Annotated in this window: 17 protein-coding genes; 16 read left to right on the top strand and 1 reads right to left on the bottom strand. The window is 52.7% G+C overall.

Annotated elements, in window-relative coordinates; genetic code table 11:
- Nucleotides 1–804 carry an ABC transporter permease subunit gene (locus KGZ92_02105; GenBank protein MBS3888078.1) on the top strand — a complete coding sequence of 268 codons (804 nt, stop codon included), beginning with the start codon at nt 1–3 and terminating at the stop codon, nt 802–804.
- A gap of 24 nt (nt 805–828) precedes the next feature.
- The gene (locus KGZ92_02100; protein MBS3888077.1) at nt 829–1,863 is read left to right on the top strand and encodes an ABC transporter ATP-binding protein; all 1,035 of its coding nucleotides are present in this window, start codon (nt 829–831) and stop codon (nt 1,861–1,863) included.
- On the opposite strand, the gene KGZ92_02095 is transcribed toward KGZ92_02100, so the two are convergent.
- Complete coding sequence (locus tag KGZ92_02095) at nt 1,860–2,684, bottom strand: DUF368 domain-containing protein (GenBank protein MBS3888076.1); 825 nt, start codon at nt 2,682–2,684, stop codon at nt 1,860–1,862. The genes KGZ92_02100 and KGZ92_02095 overlap by 4 nt on opposite strands.
- 214 nt (nt 2,685–2,898) lie before the next feature.
- Here KGZ92_02095 and msrA point away from each other — a divergent pair, with 214 nt between their 5' ends.
- The 14 genes from msrA (at nt 2,899) to KGZ92_02025 (ending at nt 17,664) form a co-directional block, all read left to right on the top strand.
- A complete protein-coding gene (msrA, locus tag KGZ92_02090) occupies nt 2,899–3,450 on the top strand; it encodes a peptide-methionine (S)-S-oxide reductase MsrA (GenBank protein MBS3888075.1) in 552 nt (183 codons plus the stop codon).
- A 177-nt stretch (nt 3,451–3,627) separates the two neighbouring features.
- Nucleotides 3,628–4,527, top strand: coding sequence for a DUF2156 domain-containing protein (locus KGZ92_02085; protein ID MBS3888074.1), 900 nt, complete (start codon nt 3,628–3,630; stop codon nt 4,525–4,527).
- Complete coding sequence (locus KGZ92_02080; protein MBS3888073.1) at nt 4,520–5,413, top strand: GNAT family N-acetyltransferase; 894 nt, start codon at nt 4,520–4,522, stop codon at nt 5,411–5,413. Before KGZ92_02085 ends, KGZ92_02080 begins: the two co-directional genes overlap by 8 nt.
- Nucleotides 5,414–5,562: 149 nt before the next feature.
- Complete coding sequence (locus KGZ92_02075; protein ID MBS3888072.1) at nt 5,563–7,698, top strand: PAS domain S-box protein; 2,136 nt, start codon at nt 5,563–5,565, stop codon at nt 7,696–7,698.
- A gap of 209 nt (nt 7,699–7,907) precedes the next feature.
- The gene (locus KGZ92_02070; protein ID MBS3888071.1) at nt 7,908–8,588 is read left to right on the top strand and encodes a GntR family transcriptional regulator; all 681 of its coding nucleotides are present in this window, start codon (nt 7,908–7,910) and stop codon (nt 8,586–8,588) included.
- 17 nt (nt 8,589–8,605) lie between these two features.
- Nucleotides 8,606–9,424: an SDR family oxidoreductase gene (locus KGZ92_02065; protein MBS3888070.1), complete on the top strand. Its 819-nt coding sequence runs from the start codon at nt 8,606–8,608 to the stop codon at nt 9,422–9,424.
- A gap of 1 nt (nt 9,425) precedes the next feature.
- Entirely contained in the window at nt 9,426–10,712 is a 1,287-nt protein-coding gene (locus KGZ92_02060; protein MBS3888069.1) for a DUF2088 domain-containing protein, read from the top strand.
- Between the two features lie 18 nt (nt 10,713–10,730).
- On the top strand, nt 10,731–12,188 hold the full coding sequence (locus KGZ92_02055; GenBank protein ID MBS3888068.1) for a hypothetical protein: 1,458 nt from the start codon (nt 10,731–10,733) through the stop codon (nt 12,186–12,188).
- 25 nt (nt 12,189–12,213) lie between these two features.
- Nucleotides 12,214–13,149: a phosphoglycerate dehydrogenase gene (locus tag KGZ92_02050; protein ID MBS3888067.1), complete on the top strand. Its 936-nt coding sequence runs from the start codon at nt 12,214–12,216 to the stop codon at nt 13,147–13,149.
- A gap of 21 nt (nt 13,150–13,170) precedes the next feature.
- Nucleotides 13,171–13,824 carry a bifunctional 2-keto-4-hydroxyglutarate aldolase/2-keto-3-deoxy-6-phosphogluconate aldolase gene (locus KGZ92_02045; protein MBS3888066.1) on the top strand — a complete coding sequence of 218 codons (654 nt, stop codon included), beginning with the start codon at nt 13,171–13,173 and terminating at the stop codon, nt 13,822–13,824.
- Nucleotides 13,825–14,003: 179 nt separating this feature from the next.
- Nucleotides 14,004–14,984, top strand: a complete 981-nt coding sequence (locus tag KGZ92_02040; protein MBS3888065.1) for a C4-dicarboxylate TRAP transporter substrate-binding protein — start codon at nt 14,004–14,006, stop codon at nt 14,982–14,984.
- Between the two features lie 96 nt (nt 14,985–15,080).
- A complete protein-coding gene (locus KGZ92_02035; GenBank protein ID MBS3888064.1) occupies nt 15,081–15,560 on the top strand; it encodes a TRAP transporter small permease subunit in 480 nt (159 codons plus the stop codon).
- 32 nt (nt 15,561–15,592) lie between these two features.
- Nucleotides 15,593–16,876, top strand: coding sequence for a TRAP transporter large permease (locus KGZ92_02030; protein MBS3888063.1), 1,284 nt, complete (start codon nt 15,593–15,595; stop codon nt 16,874–16,876).
- A gap of 26 nt (nt 16,877–16,902) precedes the next feature.
- The gene (locus KGZ92_02025) at nt 16,903–17,664 is read left to right on the top strand and encodes a glucose 1-dehydrogenase (protein ID MBS3888062.1); all 762 of its coding nucleotides are present in this window, start codon (nt 16,903–16,905) and stop codon (nt 17,662–17,664) included.
- The last annotated feature ends 6 nt before the right edge of the window (nt 17,665–17,670 follow it).

Genomic DNA, 17,670 nt, shown 5'->3' with positions numbered 1-17,670 from the left:
ATGCCGGGCGGAAAACTGATGCGTCTCGTAGTACAGTGCGCGCTACTTGTAGTTGCTGTACCCATCGTATCACTTCTCATGCAAGCCATCAGCCTGCAGTGGCCCTTCCCTAGTCTACTGCCGCCAGTGGTATCTATTGACCATGCCGTAGCCCTTCTATGGAACAACCCGCGACTGCTTGGGGCTGTGACCGCAAGCCTAGCCATCGCCCTCATGACTACTGCCTTTACACTGCTACTCGCTTTTCCAGCCGCGAAGGCACTGGGTGTTTATAAATTCCCAGGCAGCGAAGCCATAAAACTCTTTACCCTCCTGCCCATTATGGTGCCAACTGCCACGGTGACCATGGGGTTGCACTCCGCGATGATACGCACAGGTCTGGCAGGCACATTCCTCGGGGTAGCCATCGTGCACACTGTGTTTGCCCTGCCTTACGCCCTGCGCATACTGATGCATGTTTTTGAGCTCGTTGGCGAGCGGCATGAACAACAAGCAGCCATGCTCGGTGCTCATGGGGGCAGGGTTTTTTGCGCCATCACCCTGCCGCTAGTGATGCCAGGTGCGCTTTCAGCGGCCACCATGAGCTTTATCATTTCGTTTTCCCAGTATATTACCACTTTTATGATTGGGGGGGGACGCATCATCACCCTGCCCCTTTACTTGGTCCCCCATGTTCAGGGGGGCGAATGGCATGTCGCCTCCGTTTACAGCTTAGTCTTTGTAGCAACCACACTCGCCGCCTTGACTTTGATGCACTACCTAGTGAGGCGGTACTACCGCGAGACATACTTCCTTAGCCCATGACAGCGAGGAGAAGAGGAGGAAGCAATGACTGGTATTTCGTTAGTAGACGTGACAAAGCATTTTCAGGGCAAACCTACTCTGGCCCATATTTCGCTCGAGGTAATTAATGGCGAGTTTATGGTCCTCCTTGGTCCCTCAGGCAGTGGCAAGAGTACCTTGCTCAAGATTATCGCCGGGCTAGAATTGCCGACCACAGGTCGAGTCTATATAAATGGCGTGGATGTGACTTTTCTGCCTTCCCAAAGCCGTCAAGCCATAATTGTCTTTCAGGATCACAGTCTCTTTCCGCATATGACTGTGTCGGAGAACGTCTCCTTTGGGCTTAGAGCACGGGGGGAAAGCCGGCAGCTCGTGACCGAAAAAGTGCGCGCTATGCTCGATATTATTCAGCTCCCGGATAGAGCGCATAGTTTCCCGCACGAACTCTCGGGTGGCGAAAAACAGAGGGTTGCCCTAGCGCGTGCCTGTGTCCTCGAACCAAGCGTCCTGCTCTTAGACGAGCCCTTTTCCAATTTGGATGTCAATCTCAGACTTAGCATGCGTGAGTTTGTCTCTGCGCTGCACAGCCGCCTTAAATTCACCTGTATTCTGGTAACTCATGACAAAGAAGAGGCCTTTCTTATGTCGCAGCGAGTGGCGGTGCTTTTAGATAATCGCCTTCTGCAGGTCGCCACGCCAGAAAAACTCTACGAGGGCCCGCAGAGTCTCAGGGTTGCTAGCTTTCTCGGAGAGCGCAATATCTTCCCCGGCAGGGTACAGGGGGGGTACTTTCATTCGATGCTTGGTGCTATCCCCTGCAACAGACCTGACCAGGAGAGTGTCGTCGGTACTTGCCGTTTTGACCAAGTCTCTCTCTCCAGTACGGAAGGAGAGGTGCCCGGACGCATTGTACAGAAGGCTTTTGCCGGGCGGTTTACCACCTACAAAATTGAGCTCGCGCAGGGCATGATAGTGACGGCGGTTGGTAGTGAGCAGCAATATTTGGCCGGAGATACCGTGCATTTGTCTGTCGAGGGCCGCGCTTTGCTCATCTACGGCGCAGAAGATGGGTCTAACTAGAACCTGGTCGCGCTCCCACCGTCCTGGTAGGACATTAGCTTGAGTAGCGCGGCACTGAGGACTACCCCCCCGCTGAATACGGCCGTATCGACGATGAACATGCTGCCAGGCGAGAGGCCCGGCCAGATTAAGAGGGCAGAGCCAAGCAAGAACCCTAGGATCGAGTAGTAGGCTGGCCCATGGTAACGCGCAAGCATGCTCTCCACGGCGCCTAGTAAGAGTAGAGCCCCGAGAGCAAAACCTAGCCCGGCAGGAATGAGCAGGGGCAAGTGCAGGGTATTTATGGCCCGCAGCAGATCGTCATAGGCCCCGATATGAATAAGGATGAACGAAGAACTGATGCCGGGGATAATTGACCCCACTGCATATATAAAGCCGAAGTAGCCATAGTGTAGCGCGTTAAAGTTGCCGTCAGTCACCTGTGGCCAGGCCAGCAGTTCTGCGCCTTGATACATAAGGATGAGGGCGAGAAGAGTTGCCAGCAAGTAGCGCAGACGAAACCCCTTGCGGTTGGCCTCGCGGATCAGGGCGGGTAGGCTTCCTGCCACTAGCCCCAAAAAAAGTAGCTTGACTTGGTTAGGCGAGGTGGTCATCAGCCAAGCCATGATGTGGCTAAAAGCGATAATTCCAAGGACTAAACCACTAGCCAGGGGGAAGAGAAAGCGTATGCTGCGCTCAAAGTTGCGCGAAAGAGAGCAGAGCGCGCGGATGATAGGCCCGTATATGCCAAGGGCAGCGGCCAGCGCTCCGCCGCTTAGCCCCGGCGTGATGGCGGCGATGCCCATAACGAGCCCCAAAATGACCTTTTGTGCAAGTAACATCTGGTACCTCCTGCGTTCCGTTCTTCCCTCATTCTATTCGCTTAAACTTTGGCTGATTCCTGCGAGCGGCGTCAAGTGAAACTGTAGGAGCGAAACTGCGTATTAATAAACAAAGAACAGGAACCGGAGTAGGGAAAGTGGTCAAGATGTTTTGCGGCCTTCGCTGTGACATTCATACTGCCTATCTGGTACTATGCTATGAAGGAGTTTCGTGATGGAACAAGTGTTTGAACAGGCTATCTTTGCTGGCGGTTGTTTTTGGTGTATGGTTTCGCCCTTTGATGAGTTGCCAGGCGTGGTCGAGATTAAATCCGGGTATACAGGGGGGCACCTTGAAAACCCTACCTATCAAGATGTCAAAGCCCAGACCTCCGGGCACTATGAAGTAGTGAAAATTGTCTTTGATCCTACGGTGCTAGCTTATGACAACCTGCTCCGCGCTTTTTGGATGCAGATTGACCCGACCGACGCCGGAGGGCAGTTTCACGATCGCGGCCCATCGTACCGGGCAGCGATTTTTTACACCACCGCGGCGCAGAGGGAGGCGGCGGAGAAGTCAAAACGAGAGCTAGATGCTTCGGATAGGTTTCCGGCGAGAGTGGTGACCGAGGTCCTGCCGGCCGCAATCTTCTACGAGGCGGAGGAGTACCACCAAGACTTTTACAAGAATAGCCCTGCGGAGTACAAGGCTGATCGCAGCTCCTCCGGCAGGGACGAGTTTATTAAGAAGTACTGGGGCGACGAGTACTGGGCTCTCTTTGCCTGAGAGCCTCTCTTGGTGTACTCCTTTGCAGGGCAGACGTATGGTATAATTTAAGTACGAAAAAAGTACGGAATATATTCGAGAACTTGTTGGTAGTGTCTGGCGTGAACGCGAGCTGGAAAGACAGGGTCTTCCGCAGGCGTAGTTTTGGTGCGGAATAAGAGGAGGATTTTTTCTAATATGTTGAAATTTAAGAGTCTCGAAGTGCAAGATCGTGCCGCTGTGCAGTCGATACTTGCCGAGAGGAGTCTCATGGGCAACGAGAATGTCTTTGGTACTCTCTATATTTGGGGGGAAGTATACAAGCATAGCGCTTGTATACATGAGGGTACTCTCTATTCCTTGTATGGCGGTGATTCTAATATCTACGGTGTACCCCACGGTGGTGACTTTTCTGCGGCACTCAAAGTGCTTATGGCGGATGCAAGGGCCAAAGGGCATCGTTTTCGCTTATGGGGCATGACGAAGGAGCAAGTGGCCGAAGTAGAGAGAGAAATGCCTGATGTCTTTCGCTACCGCCTCGATCGTGACGGCTCAGACTATATCTACCACACATCGGACCTAGTAAACCTCGCAGGGCGCAAATTCCACGACAAACGCAACCACCTCAATCGTTTTCGTCGTACCTATGATTACACCTATGAGGATTTAACGGAGCAAAATCTGCCTGATGTTGTTGATATTACACGAGAATGGATTTATGGGCATAGCGCGAGCACGGCAGAAGAGCTCTTTCTAGAAAATTGTGCCATTACACGTGCTGTCAAACACTTTAGCCAGCTTGGCCTGCAGGGGGGCCTGATTCGCATTCTGGGCAAGCCAGTGGCCTTTACTCTGGGCGAAGCCATCAATAGCGAGGTCTTTCTCGTGCATTTTGAGAAAGCGCTCAGCGGTTACAATGGGCTCTATGCGGCCATCAATCAGGAATTTGCTGCTCGGCAACTCGCTAGCTACAAGTATGTAAATAGGGAAGAAGATATGGGGATAGAGGGGCTGCGGAATTCTAAGCTGTCTTACAACCCAGCCTTTATTCTTGAAAAATACATCGTCAATCTTAAAGTAGAAGGCTCCGATGACTAAAGGCATTGCTTTGGCCCTCTGGGCACAGCGCGATGAGCTTATTTCTTTGTGGCAATCTGCCTTTGACGACCACAGCGAGTCGGTGCAATACTTTTTTGACTATCGTTTTCAGCCAGAGAACTGCTTAGTGGGGACGGTAGGTGGCAGAGTGGTCTCTATGCTGCACATGCTACCGCTAGAGGTAGCGACGGAGGTGGGCAGTGTAGCGGCTCACTACATTTATGCGGCCGCCACCATGCCCGCGTTTCAGGGTCAGGGCTACATGGGGGCCCTACTTAAGGCAGCGCTGCTCTGTGGGGAGTGGCGAGGGCAACACTACTCGCTGCTGCTGCCATCGAACAAGGGACTTTATGATTTTTACGGGCGGCATGGTTATCTATCTTGCTATGAGACGAAATTTGTCACTCTTATGCGGGGGGAGCTCGAGGCACGCGCCCTTGGAGCCGTACCCCTGCCGTCCTTGCCTAACTATGCTGAGCTCGCTTTGCTGCGCCGTGAGAGCATGCGCTCGCACTACGGTGCTGCTTTGTGGGACGACGAGGCGCTGCGTTACGCGGTAGGCTACTATGAGCACTTTGGCGGCAAACTTGTCGTAGTAGAAAAAGGCCAACACAGGGCTTATGCGCTCGGCCTGATGGGTGAAGCTGAAACCTGTGAAGTTCTAGAAATGATCGCTAGCCAAGAGAGTTTACCGCTCTTGGCGGGTCTGTTGCTTAAGGAGTTGCCTGCTAAGGCCTACAGATTTCGCTTGCCGGTCTCTAGCTTGCTTCTTGGTAGCACAGGCGAGACCAAGCCCTTTGGTATGATCAAGCCACTAGCAGCCGGTAATGACGCTAGTGGGGGACTTTGCCGAGCGATCCCTTACCTAGGTCTCACCCTCGACTAAAATGTGTTGTGCAAAGCAGAGAGGTCCTTCGTCTCGTTAAGGCGAGTTGTAGGGCCTCTTTTGTGCATAAGAGGAAAAGCTGTCCAAGTGTCGAATAGATGGCGAGTAGCATAGGCAGCGAAAAGTTTAATTGTGGTTGGTGAAAGATAATGATGGACACGTTAAGCAGCATGCAGACAGTTGTCAACAACTTGCCGGGGTTCGTTTATCGCTGTGCGAACGACCCTAACTGGACGATGCTCTACCTAAGTGAAGGCTGCCGAAACATCACCGGGTATGCCCCCGAGGACTTTATCGGCAATCGCCATACGAGCTATGCCGACATCATCCTGTCCGAGCACCGGCGTTGGGGGTGGTGGCAGGAGAGGTTGGCAGAGGGCCTGCCCCTAGAAGACGAATATCCCATACGCACCAGGCAGGGCGAACTGCGCTGGGTATGGGAGCGTGGGTTTGGCGTTAAGGACGAGCAGGGAGCGTGTCTGTATATCGAAGGTTTTGTGACGGACATTACCGGCCGCAAGAAGGCTGAGCAAGCACTGGCGAAGCGCGAAGAACAGTATCGCCTGTTGTTCGAGTTGTCGCCGGTCGAGATAGTGCTTGAAGATAAGGACGGCACTATTTTAGACGTCAACGAGGCCGTAATGCGGCGCTCGGGTTATGCTAAAGAAGAGTTGGTGGGCAAGAATGTTCGCCTCTTTGTGCCGGAGCATAGTCTGCCCATCGTCGAGGCAAATCTAGCGGCCTTGCAACAAGGGGCTACTATTGAAGAAGAGGTCATCGCCATATCGCGGGAGGGAGAGACGCAGCACAAATTGCTGCGCGAGCGAGCTATCCCCATAAACGGCGATAAAATGGGGGTTCTGTCATTCTCGCTAGATATTAGTGACCAAAAGCGGGCGGAGGAAAGACTGCGCAAAAGTGAAAAAATGTACCGTTCACTAGTAGAACATATGTTGGAGGGTATGGTCATAGTAGATAGCTTGGGGCGGGCCTTATTCACCAACCCCGCCGCTTTGCAGATGTTTAATGTCTCCACCCTAGCAGAATTAGGCGCCATAGAATTTATGCCGGCATCCCTACTAGAAGCAATTCTGGCACTCCCCCTAAGCGAAGGGGTGACGGAGCAGTATGACTTTAGCCGTCATGGCCATCGCCTATGGCTGGAGGTTCATGGGGCTAAAGTTGACTTTGAGGGTGATGAGGCAGCCTTAGTGCTGCTGCGCGACATTACCAAGCGCAAAGAAGAAGAGCTGCAAAAAGAATATTTGAGCTGGCATGATCCACTGACTGGCCTAGGTAACCGTAGATTTTTTGAAGAGGTACTGCGGGGTTATGCAGGTCCGTGCCCGGGGATAATCGTAGCCGACCTTGACGGACTGAAGTTAATTAACGATACCTTGGGGCATAGTGCTGGCGATCACCTGCTTAGGAGTGCTGCCGCAATCTTGCGCCACTGCATAAGGACAGAGGACCTTATCGCGCGTATTGGCGGCGATGAATTTGTCGTGATTATCACCGACGCTAGGAGGTCAGAAACAGAGTCACTGATAGCTAGTATCAAAGCGGAACTCGCAGAATATAATGCTCGGCAGCCTGAAATACCGCTCAGCCTGTCGCTCGGGTACCAAGTAGCAGATTCTGCGGCGGTGTCTCTCGCCGCCATTTACAAAGAGGCCGACAATGCCATGTACCGCGACAAACTTCTGCACAAAAAGAGTAGCCGTAGCACTTTGAGCCATGCCTTGCTCAGTGCTCTAGACAGCAAGAATGTAGAGACCCGCGAGCATGTCGAACGTCTTGGTCAGCGCGCGTCCGCCATGGCCAGGCAGCTCCTACGCAATGAGCACTGGATATCCGAACTTGATCTCTTTGCGCGGTTTCATGACATTGGCAAAGTGGGTGTTGCCGACAGCATACTTAGTAAGCCCGGGCGACTTTCGCCTAGCGAGCGTTTAGAGATGGAGCGCCATAGTGAGATTGGGTACCGCATTGCCATCGCCTCGCCGGAGCTCGCTCCTGTCGCCGAGTATATTCTAAAACATCAGGAGCGGTGGGACGGCGAAGGCTACCCCTTGGGGCTTAAAGGGGCAGACATACCCCTGCAATGCCGAATCGTGGCTATTGTCGACGCCTTTGATGCGATGACGAATGATCGCCCGTATCGCAGTGCCCTGCCGGCAGGGCAGGCTCTAGCAGAATTAAAGAGATGTGCGGGCACACAGTTTGACCCCGAGCTCGTCGAATTGTTCTGCGCTGTCTATGCCGAGGAAGAGGCAGCAAACTAGTATGATTGATGCTGTGCCAGTCCCGAGAGGTAGGGGGCTGGTTTTTTTGCACGCCAATACAAGTGGTCGTGACATTAAAGTAGTGATAAATCTGTGTAAAAAATATTTTCAAACTAGGAGGAATTGTTCTGCAGCACGAGGAATAACCATAGTAAAAGATTTTAAATTTAAAATCTAAAAAATCAACTGTAAAAGTGGGGATATATATTATGATGGACACCAAGCATTACCAAAATCAGACTTTAGTTGATGTGGCGTACAAGGCGCTGAAGCGCGACATAACAGAAAGAGCCCTGCTACCTGGACAGAAGCTCGTGACGAGAGAATTGCACGAGAGGTACGGTATCAGCGAGACCCCTATCAAGCTAGCTTTGAGCCGGCTTATTACGGAGGGCCTTATTGAAAGCACCCCGCGCAGGGGGGTCAATGTCAGAGACATTAATTGGGCAGACATCGACGAGCTCCTCGACGTGCGCAAGATGATTGAGACTTACTACCTCGAACCCATCATCGCCAATTTCGCCGCAGATTCCTCTCTACAGCAGCAATTCTTGGCCAACATCACCGAGCATAAGCGCAGTGTAGAGCAGGGTGTAGATATTAATGATTACTTTGCGGTCTACTCCCTAGACTATGACTTTCATCGCCTCTTCATAGGCTGCGCAGGCAATAAGCGCGCCGCGCAAGTGTATGACAATCTAGGTACGCATGCTTATGCCTACTACATCTATGGCCGGCAAAGCAAGGAAGCAACTATTGCCGGAGTACTCGAGCATGAGGCCATTTATGGTGCACTTGTGGCAGGAGACGAGGGTCGTCTGCGGGCTTCTGTGGAATTGCACCTAGAAAACGCCAAAGAAAAGATCAGCAGTGTACTAAAGAGCTTGTGAGCAGGGGGAGTAAAGGGATGCAACTGCAGGTAGACCTACGGTCTCAAGTGGCGGTGCTGACGGGCGGGGCGGGTGTGTTGTGCGCTGCTATGGCGCGCGCACTGGCGAAAAATGGCGCTCGGGTGGCCATACTAGATCTCCGCATAGAGGCGGCCGCACAAGTAGCGGGAGAAATAAAAGCCGAGGGTGGTCTAGCCATAGGCCTTGGTGTAGATGTGCTCGACACGCAGTCATTAAAGTTAGCGCGAGACGTAATCATCAAAGAGTTTGGGAGAGTGGATATTCTTATTAATGGGGCCGGAGGCAATATGCCCAAGGCGACGACCGGGGCGGAGCGCTCGTTCTTTGACCTAGCAGCGCTAGACATTAAAAAGGTGCTTGATTTAAATTTTATGGGCACTCTTCTGCCGACACAGGTCTTTGGCGAAATCATGGTCGCGCAAAAAAGGGGCAGTATTATTAATATTTCTTCCATGGCCGCATACACACCATTGACGAGGACTATTGCCTACAGCGCGGCCAAGGCTGCCGTAGAAAACCTCACCAAGTGGCTGGCGGTACACTTTAATCAGGAATACAGCCACGAAATCCGCGTCAATGCCATTGCGCCTGGCTTTCTACTAACTGAGCAGAACCGATACTTGCTCATTGATGCTGAAAGCGGCGAGAACACAGCGCGGGGCAAGGCGATACTGCAAGCCACCCCCATGGCGCGGTACGGCGAGGCGGAAGATCTAGTAGGAGCAGTGCTCTTTCTTTGCTCAGACGCCGCTAGTTTTATCAATGGCGTTAGCCTGCCCATTGATGGGGCCTTTTCGGCCTACAGCGGGGTGTAGCGTGACGCAGTCTAGCAGGCAAAATAGCTACAGAGTCGCGACCAAAGAAGCAGGGCTTTCGCACGACGATATTAAGCAGGCCCTTCTGGATTACTTTGTGGAGTGTGCAGAGGTAAAGAGAATACTCATAGTGCCGCCTGATATATCCCGTTCTAATTCTTACGCCGGACCCATCGTGGAGCTGCTTTGCCGACGTTTCCCGGCAGCAGAAATAGATATTTTGCCTGCACTTGGCACGCACATGCCGATGTCGGCCCGAGAAATAAGAAAAATGTATGGCGGAGTACCTGCCGATAAGTTCATGGTGCACGACTGGCGGCATGATACGGTTGCGATTGGCCGCGTATCGAGCAGTTACATGCGTGAACTATCGGAAAATCAGCTCGACTACGACTTGGCGGTGGATGTAAGTAGGCATGTACTGAACCCAGACTATGACTTAGTCATATCGGTGGGCCAGGTTGTCCCGCACGAAGTGGCCGGATTTGCCAACTACACTAAGAATATACTGGTGGGGTGCGGCGGTAGCAACATGATTGGCCAAAGCCACTACTTGGGGGCCTTGCACGGCATGGAGCGCATTATGGGCAGGGCCGATAACCCTGTGCGCAGCCTTTACAATTACGCCGCCAGAGAGTTCCTAGACCATGTACCAATTGTGTACATTCTGACGGTGACCACTCTCGATAGGACAGGGCTTAAGGTCGAGGGATTATCCATCGGGAAGGGTGACGAACTTTTTGTCAGGACGGCCGCTTTGAGCGCGCAAAAGAACATGACCTTCTTAGAACAACCGATAAAAAAGGCAGTGGTCTACCTGGACCCAGAGAAGTTTAAGACAACCTGGGTGGGTAACAAAGCCATTTACAGGACGCGGATGGCCATCGCCGATGGAGGCGAACTCCTGATTATGGCCCCAGCCCTAGAGGCCTGTGGGGAGGACTTAGAAAACGACAGGCTGATTAAAAAGTTTGGCTACCTACCGCGGGGGGGAGTTCTCGCGGCTGTTAAGGGGGATCGAGAGCTCGGCGAAAATCTCGCCGTGGCCGCCCATCTCATCCATGGCTCTAGCGAAGGTAGATTCAAGATCACTTATGCACCGGGTAAAATGTCGCGCGAGCAGATGGTAGCCCTCAAGTATGACTACATGAGGCCGGAAGTGGCCCTCGCCATGTACGACGTGGAGGGCCTGCGTGAGGGTTTTAACATAGTACAGGGAGAAGAAATATTCTTTGTTAGTAACCCCGCTCTCGGTCTTTGGACTACCAGAGAGAGGTTCAACAACTAGAGTAAAGGGGATTTTGTAATGCTTATTCTCGTCCTTGAGGCATCTACGGCGTCAGCTAAGGCCATGTTGTATGACGAGAGTGCCGGTGTGATTGGTGTTTTACCCAAAAACTACTCTGCTCAAGCCGGCGATACGGTGACCTATGACGCCGATCGGCTAATGCGGGAGACGCTAGAAGCCGGGAGAGAATTGCTCGAGCAGAAAGGCATTGCCCGGGTGGACATGGTTGCCACCTGCAGCATTTGGAGCCACTCTCTGCTTATGCTCGACAAAAGTATGCGCCCGCTAGGTCGACTTTCTACTTGGGCCGATACCGCAGCCTGGCCCACCACCGAAAAATATAGAGCGAACAATGACCTTTATGTTTCGCTCTACCAGCGCACAGGCTGCCCCATTCATGTCACCTACACCCTGTGGAAGTACATGCATGAGAAGGAGAGCGGCCTGGCCAACCAGGCGCAGTTTATCTCCTCCATGCCCGAGTACCTCTTCTACCAGCTGACAAACGAGTTTGCTGTCTCTAGGAGTACTGCCTCAGCCGGGGGTTTCTTGAACTTACACTCACTAGAGTGGGACGATGTGGCCCTGCGACTGGCTGGCATATCCGTCGACAGCCTGCCCACCCTGGTGGATTCCGAGTATGTCGCGCCACTTACGCCAAGTGCGGCGGCCTTGCTTGGTCTACCTAGCGGCATACCAGTGCTGATCACAGGGGCGGATGGCTGCATGAACCATGTGGCCGCAGGCGGGTTCGGCGAAAATGTCATGACGCTTTCCATTGGTACCAGCGCTGCTATGCGCATCGCCACCGACAAACCAATCCTGGCAGATTATCCGGCCACATGGTGCTATGTGGGTGTGGAGGGCATGTGGGTGGCGGGCAGTGCCACAGCCGGGGCCGGCAACGCCGTGGACTGGATTGGCAAGAAAATTCTCGGTGGCAGAAATGGTGTTTCTCTTAAAGAGTTAGATAGCGGGGCAGCCAAGACTCTAGCGCAGGGAGACGCCCCCCTGTTTCTCCCTTTTCTTGTGGGCGAGAGATGTCCTGGCTGGGATGACAAAAAAAGCGCCCTGTTTTGTGAAATGCGGCTGAACCACGATATCTATGACCTCTACTATGCTGTGCTCGAGGGAGTATTGTTTAATCTGCGCCAGTGCTATGAAATTACAATCCCTATCATTGGGCAAGCACCTAAGTTTATCAGTATTTCGGGCGGTATCGAGGAGTCGCCCTTGTGGATGTCTATGGTGGCCTCAGTTTTTGGCTTGCCGGTCCATACTAATGGTCTTATGCATGCCTCGCTGCTTGGCACCGCGTACATGGGGCTGAAGTCGCTCGGAGTTATCCATTCTCTTAAGGCGATTAAGCCCTTGATAGGGGCCAGCAACTTGCCGGACTACAGCAAGAAAGAGTTCTTTGCCAAGCGCTTTGCCAAGTACTTGCGGTACTACTCCTGGGAAACATTGGAGCGATAGATGGGGGTCAAGGACGGTGACAAAGATGCGAGTATTGATTACGCCAAAGTCTTTTAAGAATTACAAGGACGAAACGTATCCCGAACTTATCAGCCGTGGCTACGAAATTATCGAAAACACCACAGGGCGCACCCTCAGCGAAGACGAGATCATTCTTTTGGCGGGACAAGACGTACAGGGCATTATTGTCGGGGTAGACATTCTCTCGGCGCGAGTGTTGGCCGGTTGCCAGGATTTAAGAGCCATCTCAAAGTATGGCGTTGGTCTTGACAATATTGACCTAGCTGCGGCCGCGAGGCGAAACATTAAAGTCATGAACGCGGTGGGTAGCAACAATATTTCGGTGGCAGAACTGACGCTAGCCCTGATGTTTGAAGCCGCTAGGCATGTGTCGGTAATGGCGAGCAACGTGAAGTCAGGCCGCTGGGAAAGAGCCTTGGGAGTTGAGTTAACGGGCAAGACCCTAGGCTTGATTGGTGGAGGGCAGATTGGCAAAGAAGTGGCTAAGCGCGCGAGAGGCCTGCAAATGAAGGTGGTAATCCACGACCCCTATTTTAAAGACGCTTCGTTTCTTGCCGACCATGACATCGCCTTGTGCGACTCTCTCGTAGAGACACTTAAACAGTCAGACTTTTTGTCTCTCCATCTTCCGCTGAAGCCAGAAACGCGGCACCTCATTAATGCCGACACCTTGGCCATGATGAAGCCGACGGCCATTTTACTGAACACGTCGCGGGGGGAGCTAGTCGACGAGGGGGCCCTCTATGTCGCCCTTAAAGACAAAGTTATATCCTTGGCCGCGCAGGACGTTTTTTCCGCAGAACCACCTCTGCCGGGCGAGAAACTGCTTACACTAGATAACTTCTTGCTGACACCGCATGCCGGGGCCTATACCTCGGAGGCCATCCTGAAAATGGCCCTGTATTCTACGCAAAATCTGATTACCATGCTAGATTCCTAGAACTAGGGTAGGGGGACGACTATGAAAAAATGGGATATTTTAAGCAGCATCGTCAGTGGTGGCTTGGTGGCGGTGGTGCGCGCAGATAATGGCGAGCAGGCGACGCGCATCGCGGCGGCCTGCCTAGAGGGCGGCCTCTCGGCTATAGAGATTACCTATACCGTGCCCGGGGCGACCGAAATAATTGAGGCGCTAGGGCGTGCCTATGGCAGCAGTATCATTCTCGGAGCGGGCACGGTGCTTGACCCTGAGACAGCGCGCCTAGCCATCCTAGCAGGGGCTCAGTATGTCGTGGGACCAAGTTTTAGTGCCGAGACCGCCCGCCTGTGTAATCGCTACCAAGTGCCCTATGTGCCGGGCATTATGACAATTAAGGAGGCGCAAGAAGCGCTTGAACATGGGGCAGACATTCTCAAGGTTTTCCCGGGCGAAGTCTTTGGGCCAGGGATAATTAAGTCCATCAAGGGGCCCCTGCCCCAGGCCAATTTGATGCCCACGGGGGGCGTCTCCCTCGAAAATGTCGAGCAGTGGATTTCTGCCGGCGCAGTGGCTGTCGGCGTAGGCGGTCAACTTACCGCAGGGGCAAAAAGCGGCGACTATGCGGCGGTAACAACTTACGCGCGCAACATGCTAGAGAAAATACGGGTGGCCCGAAAAAGTAGGAAGCCTCACTAGGCTGTAAAATAGATCAACTCAGCGTGGCGTCCTTATTTTGCTTAGCATTCGAGGAGGTGGTAGGAGGCTGTGTGACAGATTTACCTCTCGGGAGACCTTCTATTCTAGAGTGAACGCAAAACACATGGGGAGGGAAACAGGTGGTAACAACAAATATCCGCAGAATCATAGCAGTCCTGATGAGTGTAACCTTACTTGCCGCACTACTCTTAACAGTGGGCTGCCAGGCTAGGGAGCCAGAAGAGAAGTTTGTTCTGCGCTTCAACCATGTACTAGCACCGACAGAGCCTTACCATCAGGGGTTTTTGAACTGGGCCGAGGCCGTAAATAGGCGGTCAAATGGCAGGTTGACCATTGAAGTGTCGCCAAGTGCTCAGCTAGGTAGAGAAGAAGACATTATCGAACAATTGCGCATGGGCGCTAATGTCGGGCAGAATACCGACTCGGCCCGTCTCGGCATGTATGTGCCACATATCGCCGTTATGAACGCACCATTCTTTGTCGACACGATAGAAGAAGTAGCGAAGCTTAAGACTTCGCCCACCGTGCAGCAGTGGATTAAGGAACTAGAGCTTAAGTTTGGCATCAAGGTGCTATCGTTTAACTGGGTGCAAGGACCGAGACACATGGTGACTAATGTACCCATTAGGCATCCTAATGACTTGGCGGGTCTGCGCATTAGAACGCCTGGTGCTCCCATCTGGCAGGAGTCCGTGCGTGCTATCGGTGCGACTCCAGTTGCCTTGGCCTTTGGTGAAGTGTACCAGGCTATGCAGACTAGGGCTATTGATGGTGCAGAGCTTGTCTACCGCAATGTCTCCGGTGCGAAACTCTGGGAGGTCGCCGATTACATGAGTGAAACTGGGCACATCCTGCTCATCAATTTCTCCATCGTCGGGCGGGCTTGGTTTGATTCACTGCCGGAAGATCTGCAAAAAATCCTCATCGAAGAGAACGAAAAAGCAGGCCTTGAGACCTCTCGTGGCATGGAGGCAGGGATAGCCGCCGCGCGCGAGGAAGCCATTGCCGGTGGCATGACCATCATCACCGACGTGGACAGAGCAGCTTTTAGGGCAGCAGGCGAGGCCGCTTACGTCGCCCTTAATCTCGTCGAGATTCGCAACAAAATATACCAAGAATTGGGCAAGCCACTGCCCTAAACAAATCACCCTTATCTCGGGCGGTGTTCTAGCCCTGCAGGTGCGCAGGGCTAGAACACCGCTGGGGGGTAAGTGTGAACAGAAAGGTCGTGACCAATGGCAAGTAGCATTGCGAAGTTCTATGCAGGTATCTGCAAAATAGAAGCGACCCTGGCCAAGGCCTCGATCGCCATAATGACCGCCTTGGTTCTAGTGTCGGCGGTAGCACGGACTATGCGCCAACCCGTAGACTGGGCAGTTGACTTTGCGATATTTCTCTTTGTGTGGTCCGTGTTTTTTTGTGCGGACATGGCCATGCGCAATGACAAACTAGTGACGGTAGATCTTGTGACGGTGCATCTGCCCAAGAAAATTCAGTTTTATCTTAAGTTGGTCAACTACACGATTATGATGGCTTTCTTGGCTTACATGGTCCACTATGCCTCTTGGCTTTCTTACACCAGCCGCTTTGTGCGCTTTCAAGGTATTGCCTGGTTTAGCTACTCATGGGTGGTGCTGAGTGTGCCCGTCGGGTGTACCCTGCTTTTTATCACCACCGCTCTCAAACTGTGGGAGCATTATAGAAAAGGATGTTAGCGCAAACGCAAACAGTCAGGAGGCCTAGCTAGATGGCTCTTGTTTTTTTCATCTTCCTGCTTTTCATGATGATGGGGATGCCGGTTGCCTTTGCCATTGGCATAGCAGGAGTAGTCTTCTTTGTGCAACTACAGACTCTCCCCATGACCATCCCTGTACAGCTATTCCTTACGCAATCGCAGAATTTTGTCTTACTCGCTATTCCACTTTTTGTGTTTGCGGGCAATCTCTTAAATGAAACGGGCATCACAACCCGTTTGCTCAGGTTGTCATCCATACTTGTTGGACATTACCGCGCCGGGCTGGCGCAAGTTACCGTAGTTTTATCGGCGATGATGGGTGGCATTTCTGGCTCGGCCATCGCAGATGCCTCTATGCAAGGGCGTATTTTGCGTGATGGCATGCTAGAGCGAGGCTACTCCAAAGGCTTTTCGGCAGGCATTATTGGCACCAGCTCGCTCATAGTCACCATGATTCCACCGAGCATTGGACTCGTTCTCTATGGCAGTATTGGCGAAGTTTCTATCGGTCGCCTGTTCGCAGCGGGTATCGTACCCGGCCTGCTCATTACAACAGCCTTGTTTGTCGGTGTGTCGCTTGTGGCGAGGGCCAAGGGCTACCTACCGGAGCGTGAAGCAAGAGCGTCTTTTAAGGAGATGGCCACTACCTTTGTCGAGTGCATCTGGGCCTTCCTCTTCCCTATTATTCTTATGGCGGGGTTGCGCTTGGGTTTCTTTACGCCTTCTGAGGCAGGGGCTTTTGCCGTGGCCTATGCCATAGCTATAGGCGTGCTGGCGTATCGGGAGTTTACTTGGGCTAAGTTTATGAAGACCTTAGAGGCTACAGCAATTGATATCGGCATGATTATGCTCGTCATCAATATGTCGGCTATCTTTAGTTACGGCATTACTTGGGAAAACATCCCCCAAACCTTAGCGACCTTTCTCCTTGGCGTATCACAAACACCATGGGTGATTATGCTGATCATCATCATGTTCCTGCTGGTCGCAGGTATGTTTATGGATTCGACGGTCTTAATTCTACTGCTCACTTCTATACTAGCCCCCGTGGCGGGTACGCTGGGCATTGACTTAGTGCACTTTGGCATTGTCATGGTGCTTACACTGACCGTAGGGCTCCTCACCCCACCGCTTGGGGTAGTGATGTTTGTTGTTTGCTCGATCTTTGAATGCTCAGTCGGGGAGTTTGTGCGCGAATCTTGGTTCTTTATGGCCCTAGTTGTTTTGGTTGTCGTCTTGATAATCTTCATTCCGCAATTAGTCCTGTTCTTACCCAACCTAATGTTTGGGCACTAAACAATTACGTCTAAGGGGGAGCGTACATGGATTTTCGCGACAAAGTTGCCCTCATTACCGGCGCGGGCGCTGGTATAGGCCGTAAAACAGCATGCTTGTTGGCGGCACGGGGTGCTAAAGTGGCTATTAACGACCTACCAAATTCGCCGGGTGGGCAGGAAACCCTACGCCTGGTGCAAGCAGCAGGCGGCACAGGGATTTTTGTGGGGGGAGATGTCTCGCGGGTACTGGATGCCGAGCGCATGGTTGGTGAAACAGTGGCAGCATTTGGCAAGATAGACATTTTGGTTAATAACGCGGGCATCGTCTTGCCCGGTAGAGTGGACAATACGTCGGAGGACGATTTTGACAGGACTATGCGCGTCAATGTCAAAGGGGCCTTCTTGGTAGCCAAGTATGCCACGCTAGAGATGAAAAAGGCGGGTGGCGGTGCGATTGTCAATATCGCCTCGGTTGCCGCCCTTAAAGGTATAACCGATCGCGCCGCCTACTGTGCCTCTAAAGGCGCTCTCGTTTCTTTGACCCGGGCCATGGCTGCCGACTACCTTAAAGACAATATCCGCGTCAACTGTGTGTGTCCAGGTACAACGCTGACGCCCTCGCTCGAGGACAGAATACAAGCCCACCCGGACCCTAGTGCCATGCGCGCTGAATTCATTAGTAGGCAGCCCATGGGTAGGCTCGGGCGCGACGAAGAAATAGCGCAGGCGGTGCTTTTTGCCTGCTGCGACGAAGCCGCCTTTATGAATGGCAGTATTGTCAGCATCGATGGTGGCTCCTTGCTTTAGCCAAAG

The sequence above is a fragment of the Bacillota bacterium genome, assembly GCA_018333655.1.
Taxonomy (GTDB): domain Bacteria; phylum Bacillota; class UBA994; order UBA994; family UBA994; genus BS524.
Note: the sequence above shows the minus strand (reverse complement) of the source record. Positions and strands in the feature narration are given on the sequence as shown.

Excerpts from the sequence above, each read along its gene's own strand:
- KGZ92_02105 (MBS3888078.1), top strand. The coding sequence starts at position 1 with ATGCCGGGCGGAAAACTGATGCGTCTCGTAGTACAGTGCGCGCTACTT.
- KGZ92_02100 (MBS3888077.1), top strand. The coding sequence starts at position 829 with ATGACTGGTATTTCGTTAGTAGACGTGACAAAGCATTTTCAGGGCAAA.
- KGZ92_02095 (MBS3888076.1), bottom strand. The coding sequence starts at position 2,684 with ATGTTACTTGCACAAAAGGTCATTTTGGGGCTCGTTATGGGCATCGCC.
- msrA (MBS3888075.1), top strand. The coding sequence starts at position 2,899 with ATGGAACAAGTGTTTGAACAGGCTATCTTTGCTGGCGGTTGTTTTTGG.
- KGZ92_02085 (MBS3888074.1), top strand. The coding sequence starts at position 3,628 with ATGTTGAAATTTAAGAGTCTCGAAGTGCAAGATCGTGCCGCTGTGCAG.
- KGZ92_02080 (MBS3888073.1), top strand. The coding sequence starts at position 4,520 with ATGACTAAAGGCATTGCTTTGGCCCTCTGGGCACAGCGCGATGAGCTT.
- KGZ92_02075 (MBS3888072.1), top strand. The coding sequence starts at position 5,563 with ATGATGGACACGTTAAGCAGCATGCAGACAGTTGTCAACAACTTGCCG.
- KGZ92_02070 (MBS3888071.1), top strand. The coding sequence starts at position 7,908 with ATGATGGACACCAAGCATTACCAAAATCAGACTTTAGTTGATGTGGCG.
- KGZ92_02065 (MBS3888070.1), top strand. The coding sequence starts at position 8,606 with ATGCAACTGCAGGTAGACCTACGGTCTCAAGTGGCGGTGCTGACGGGC.
- KGZ92_02055 (MBS3888068.1), top strand. The coding sequence starts at position 10,731 with ATGCTTATTCTCGTCCTTGAGGCATCTACGGCGTCAGCTAAGGCCATG.
- KGZ92_02050 (MBS3888067.1), top strand. The coding sequence starts at position 12,214 with ATGCGAGTATTGATTACGCCAAAGTCTTTTAAGAATTACAAGGACGAA.
- KGZ92_02045 (MBS3888066.1), top strand. The coding sequence starts at position 13,171 with ATGAAAAAATGGGATATTTTAAGCAGCATCGTCAGTGGTGGCTTGGTG.
- KGZ92_02040 (MBS3888065.1), top strand. The coding sequence starts at position 14,004 with ATGAGTGTAACCTTACTTGCCGCACTACTCTTAACAGTGGGCTGCCAG.
- KGZ92_02035 (MBS3888064.1), top strand. The coding sequence starts at position 15,081 with ATGGCAAGTAGCATTGCGAAGTTCTATGCAGGTATCTGCAAAATAGAA.
- KGZ92_02030 (MBS3888063.1), top strand. The coding sequence starts at position 15,593 with ATGGCTCTTGTTTTTTTCATCTTCCTGCTTTTCATGATGATGGGGATG.
- KGZ92_02025 (MBS3888062.1), top strand. The coding sequence starts at position 16,903 with ATGGATTTTCGCGACAAAGTTGCCCTCATTACCGGCGCGGGCGCTGGT.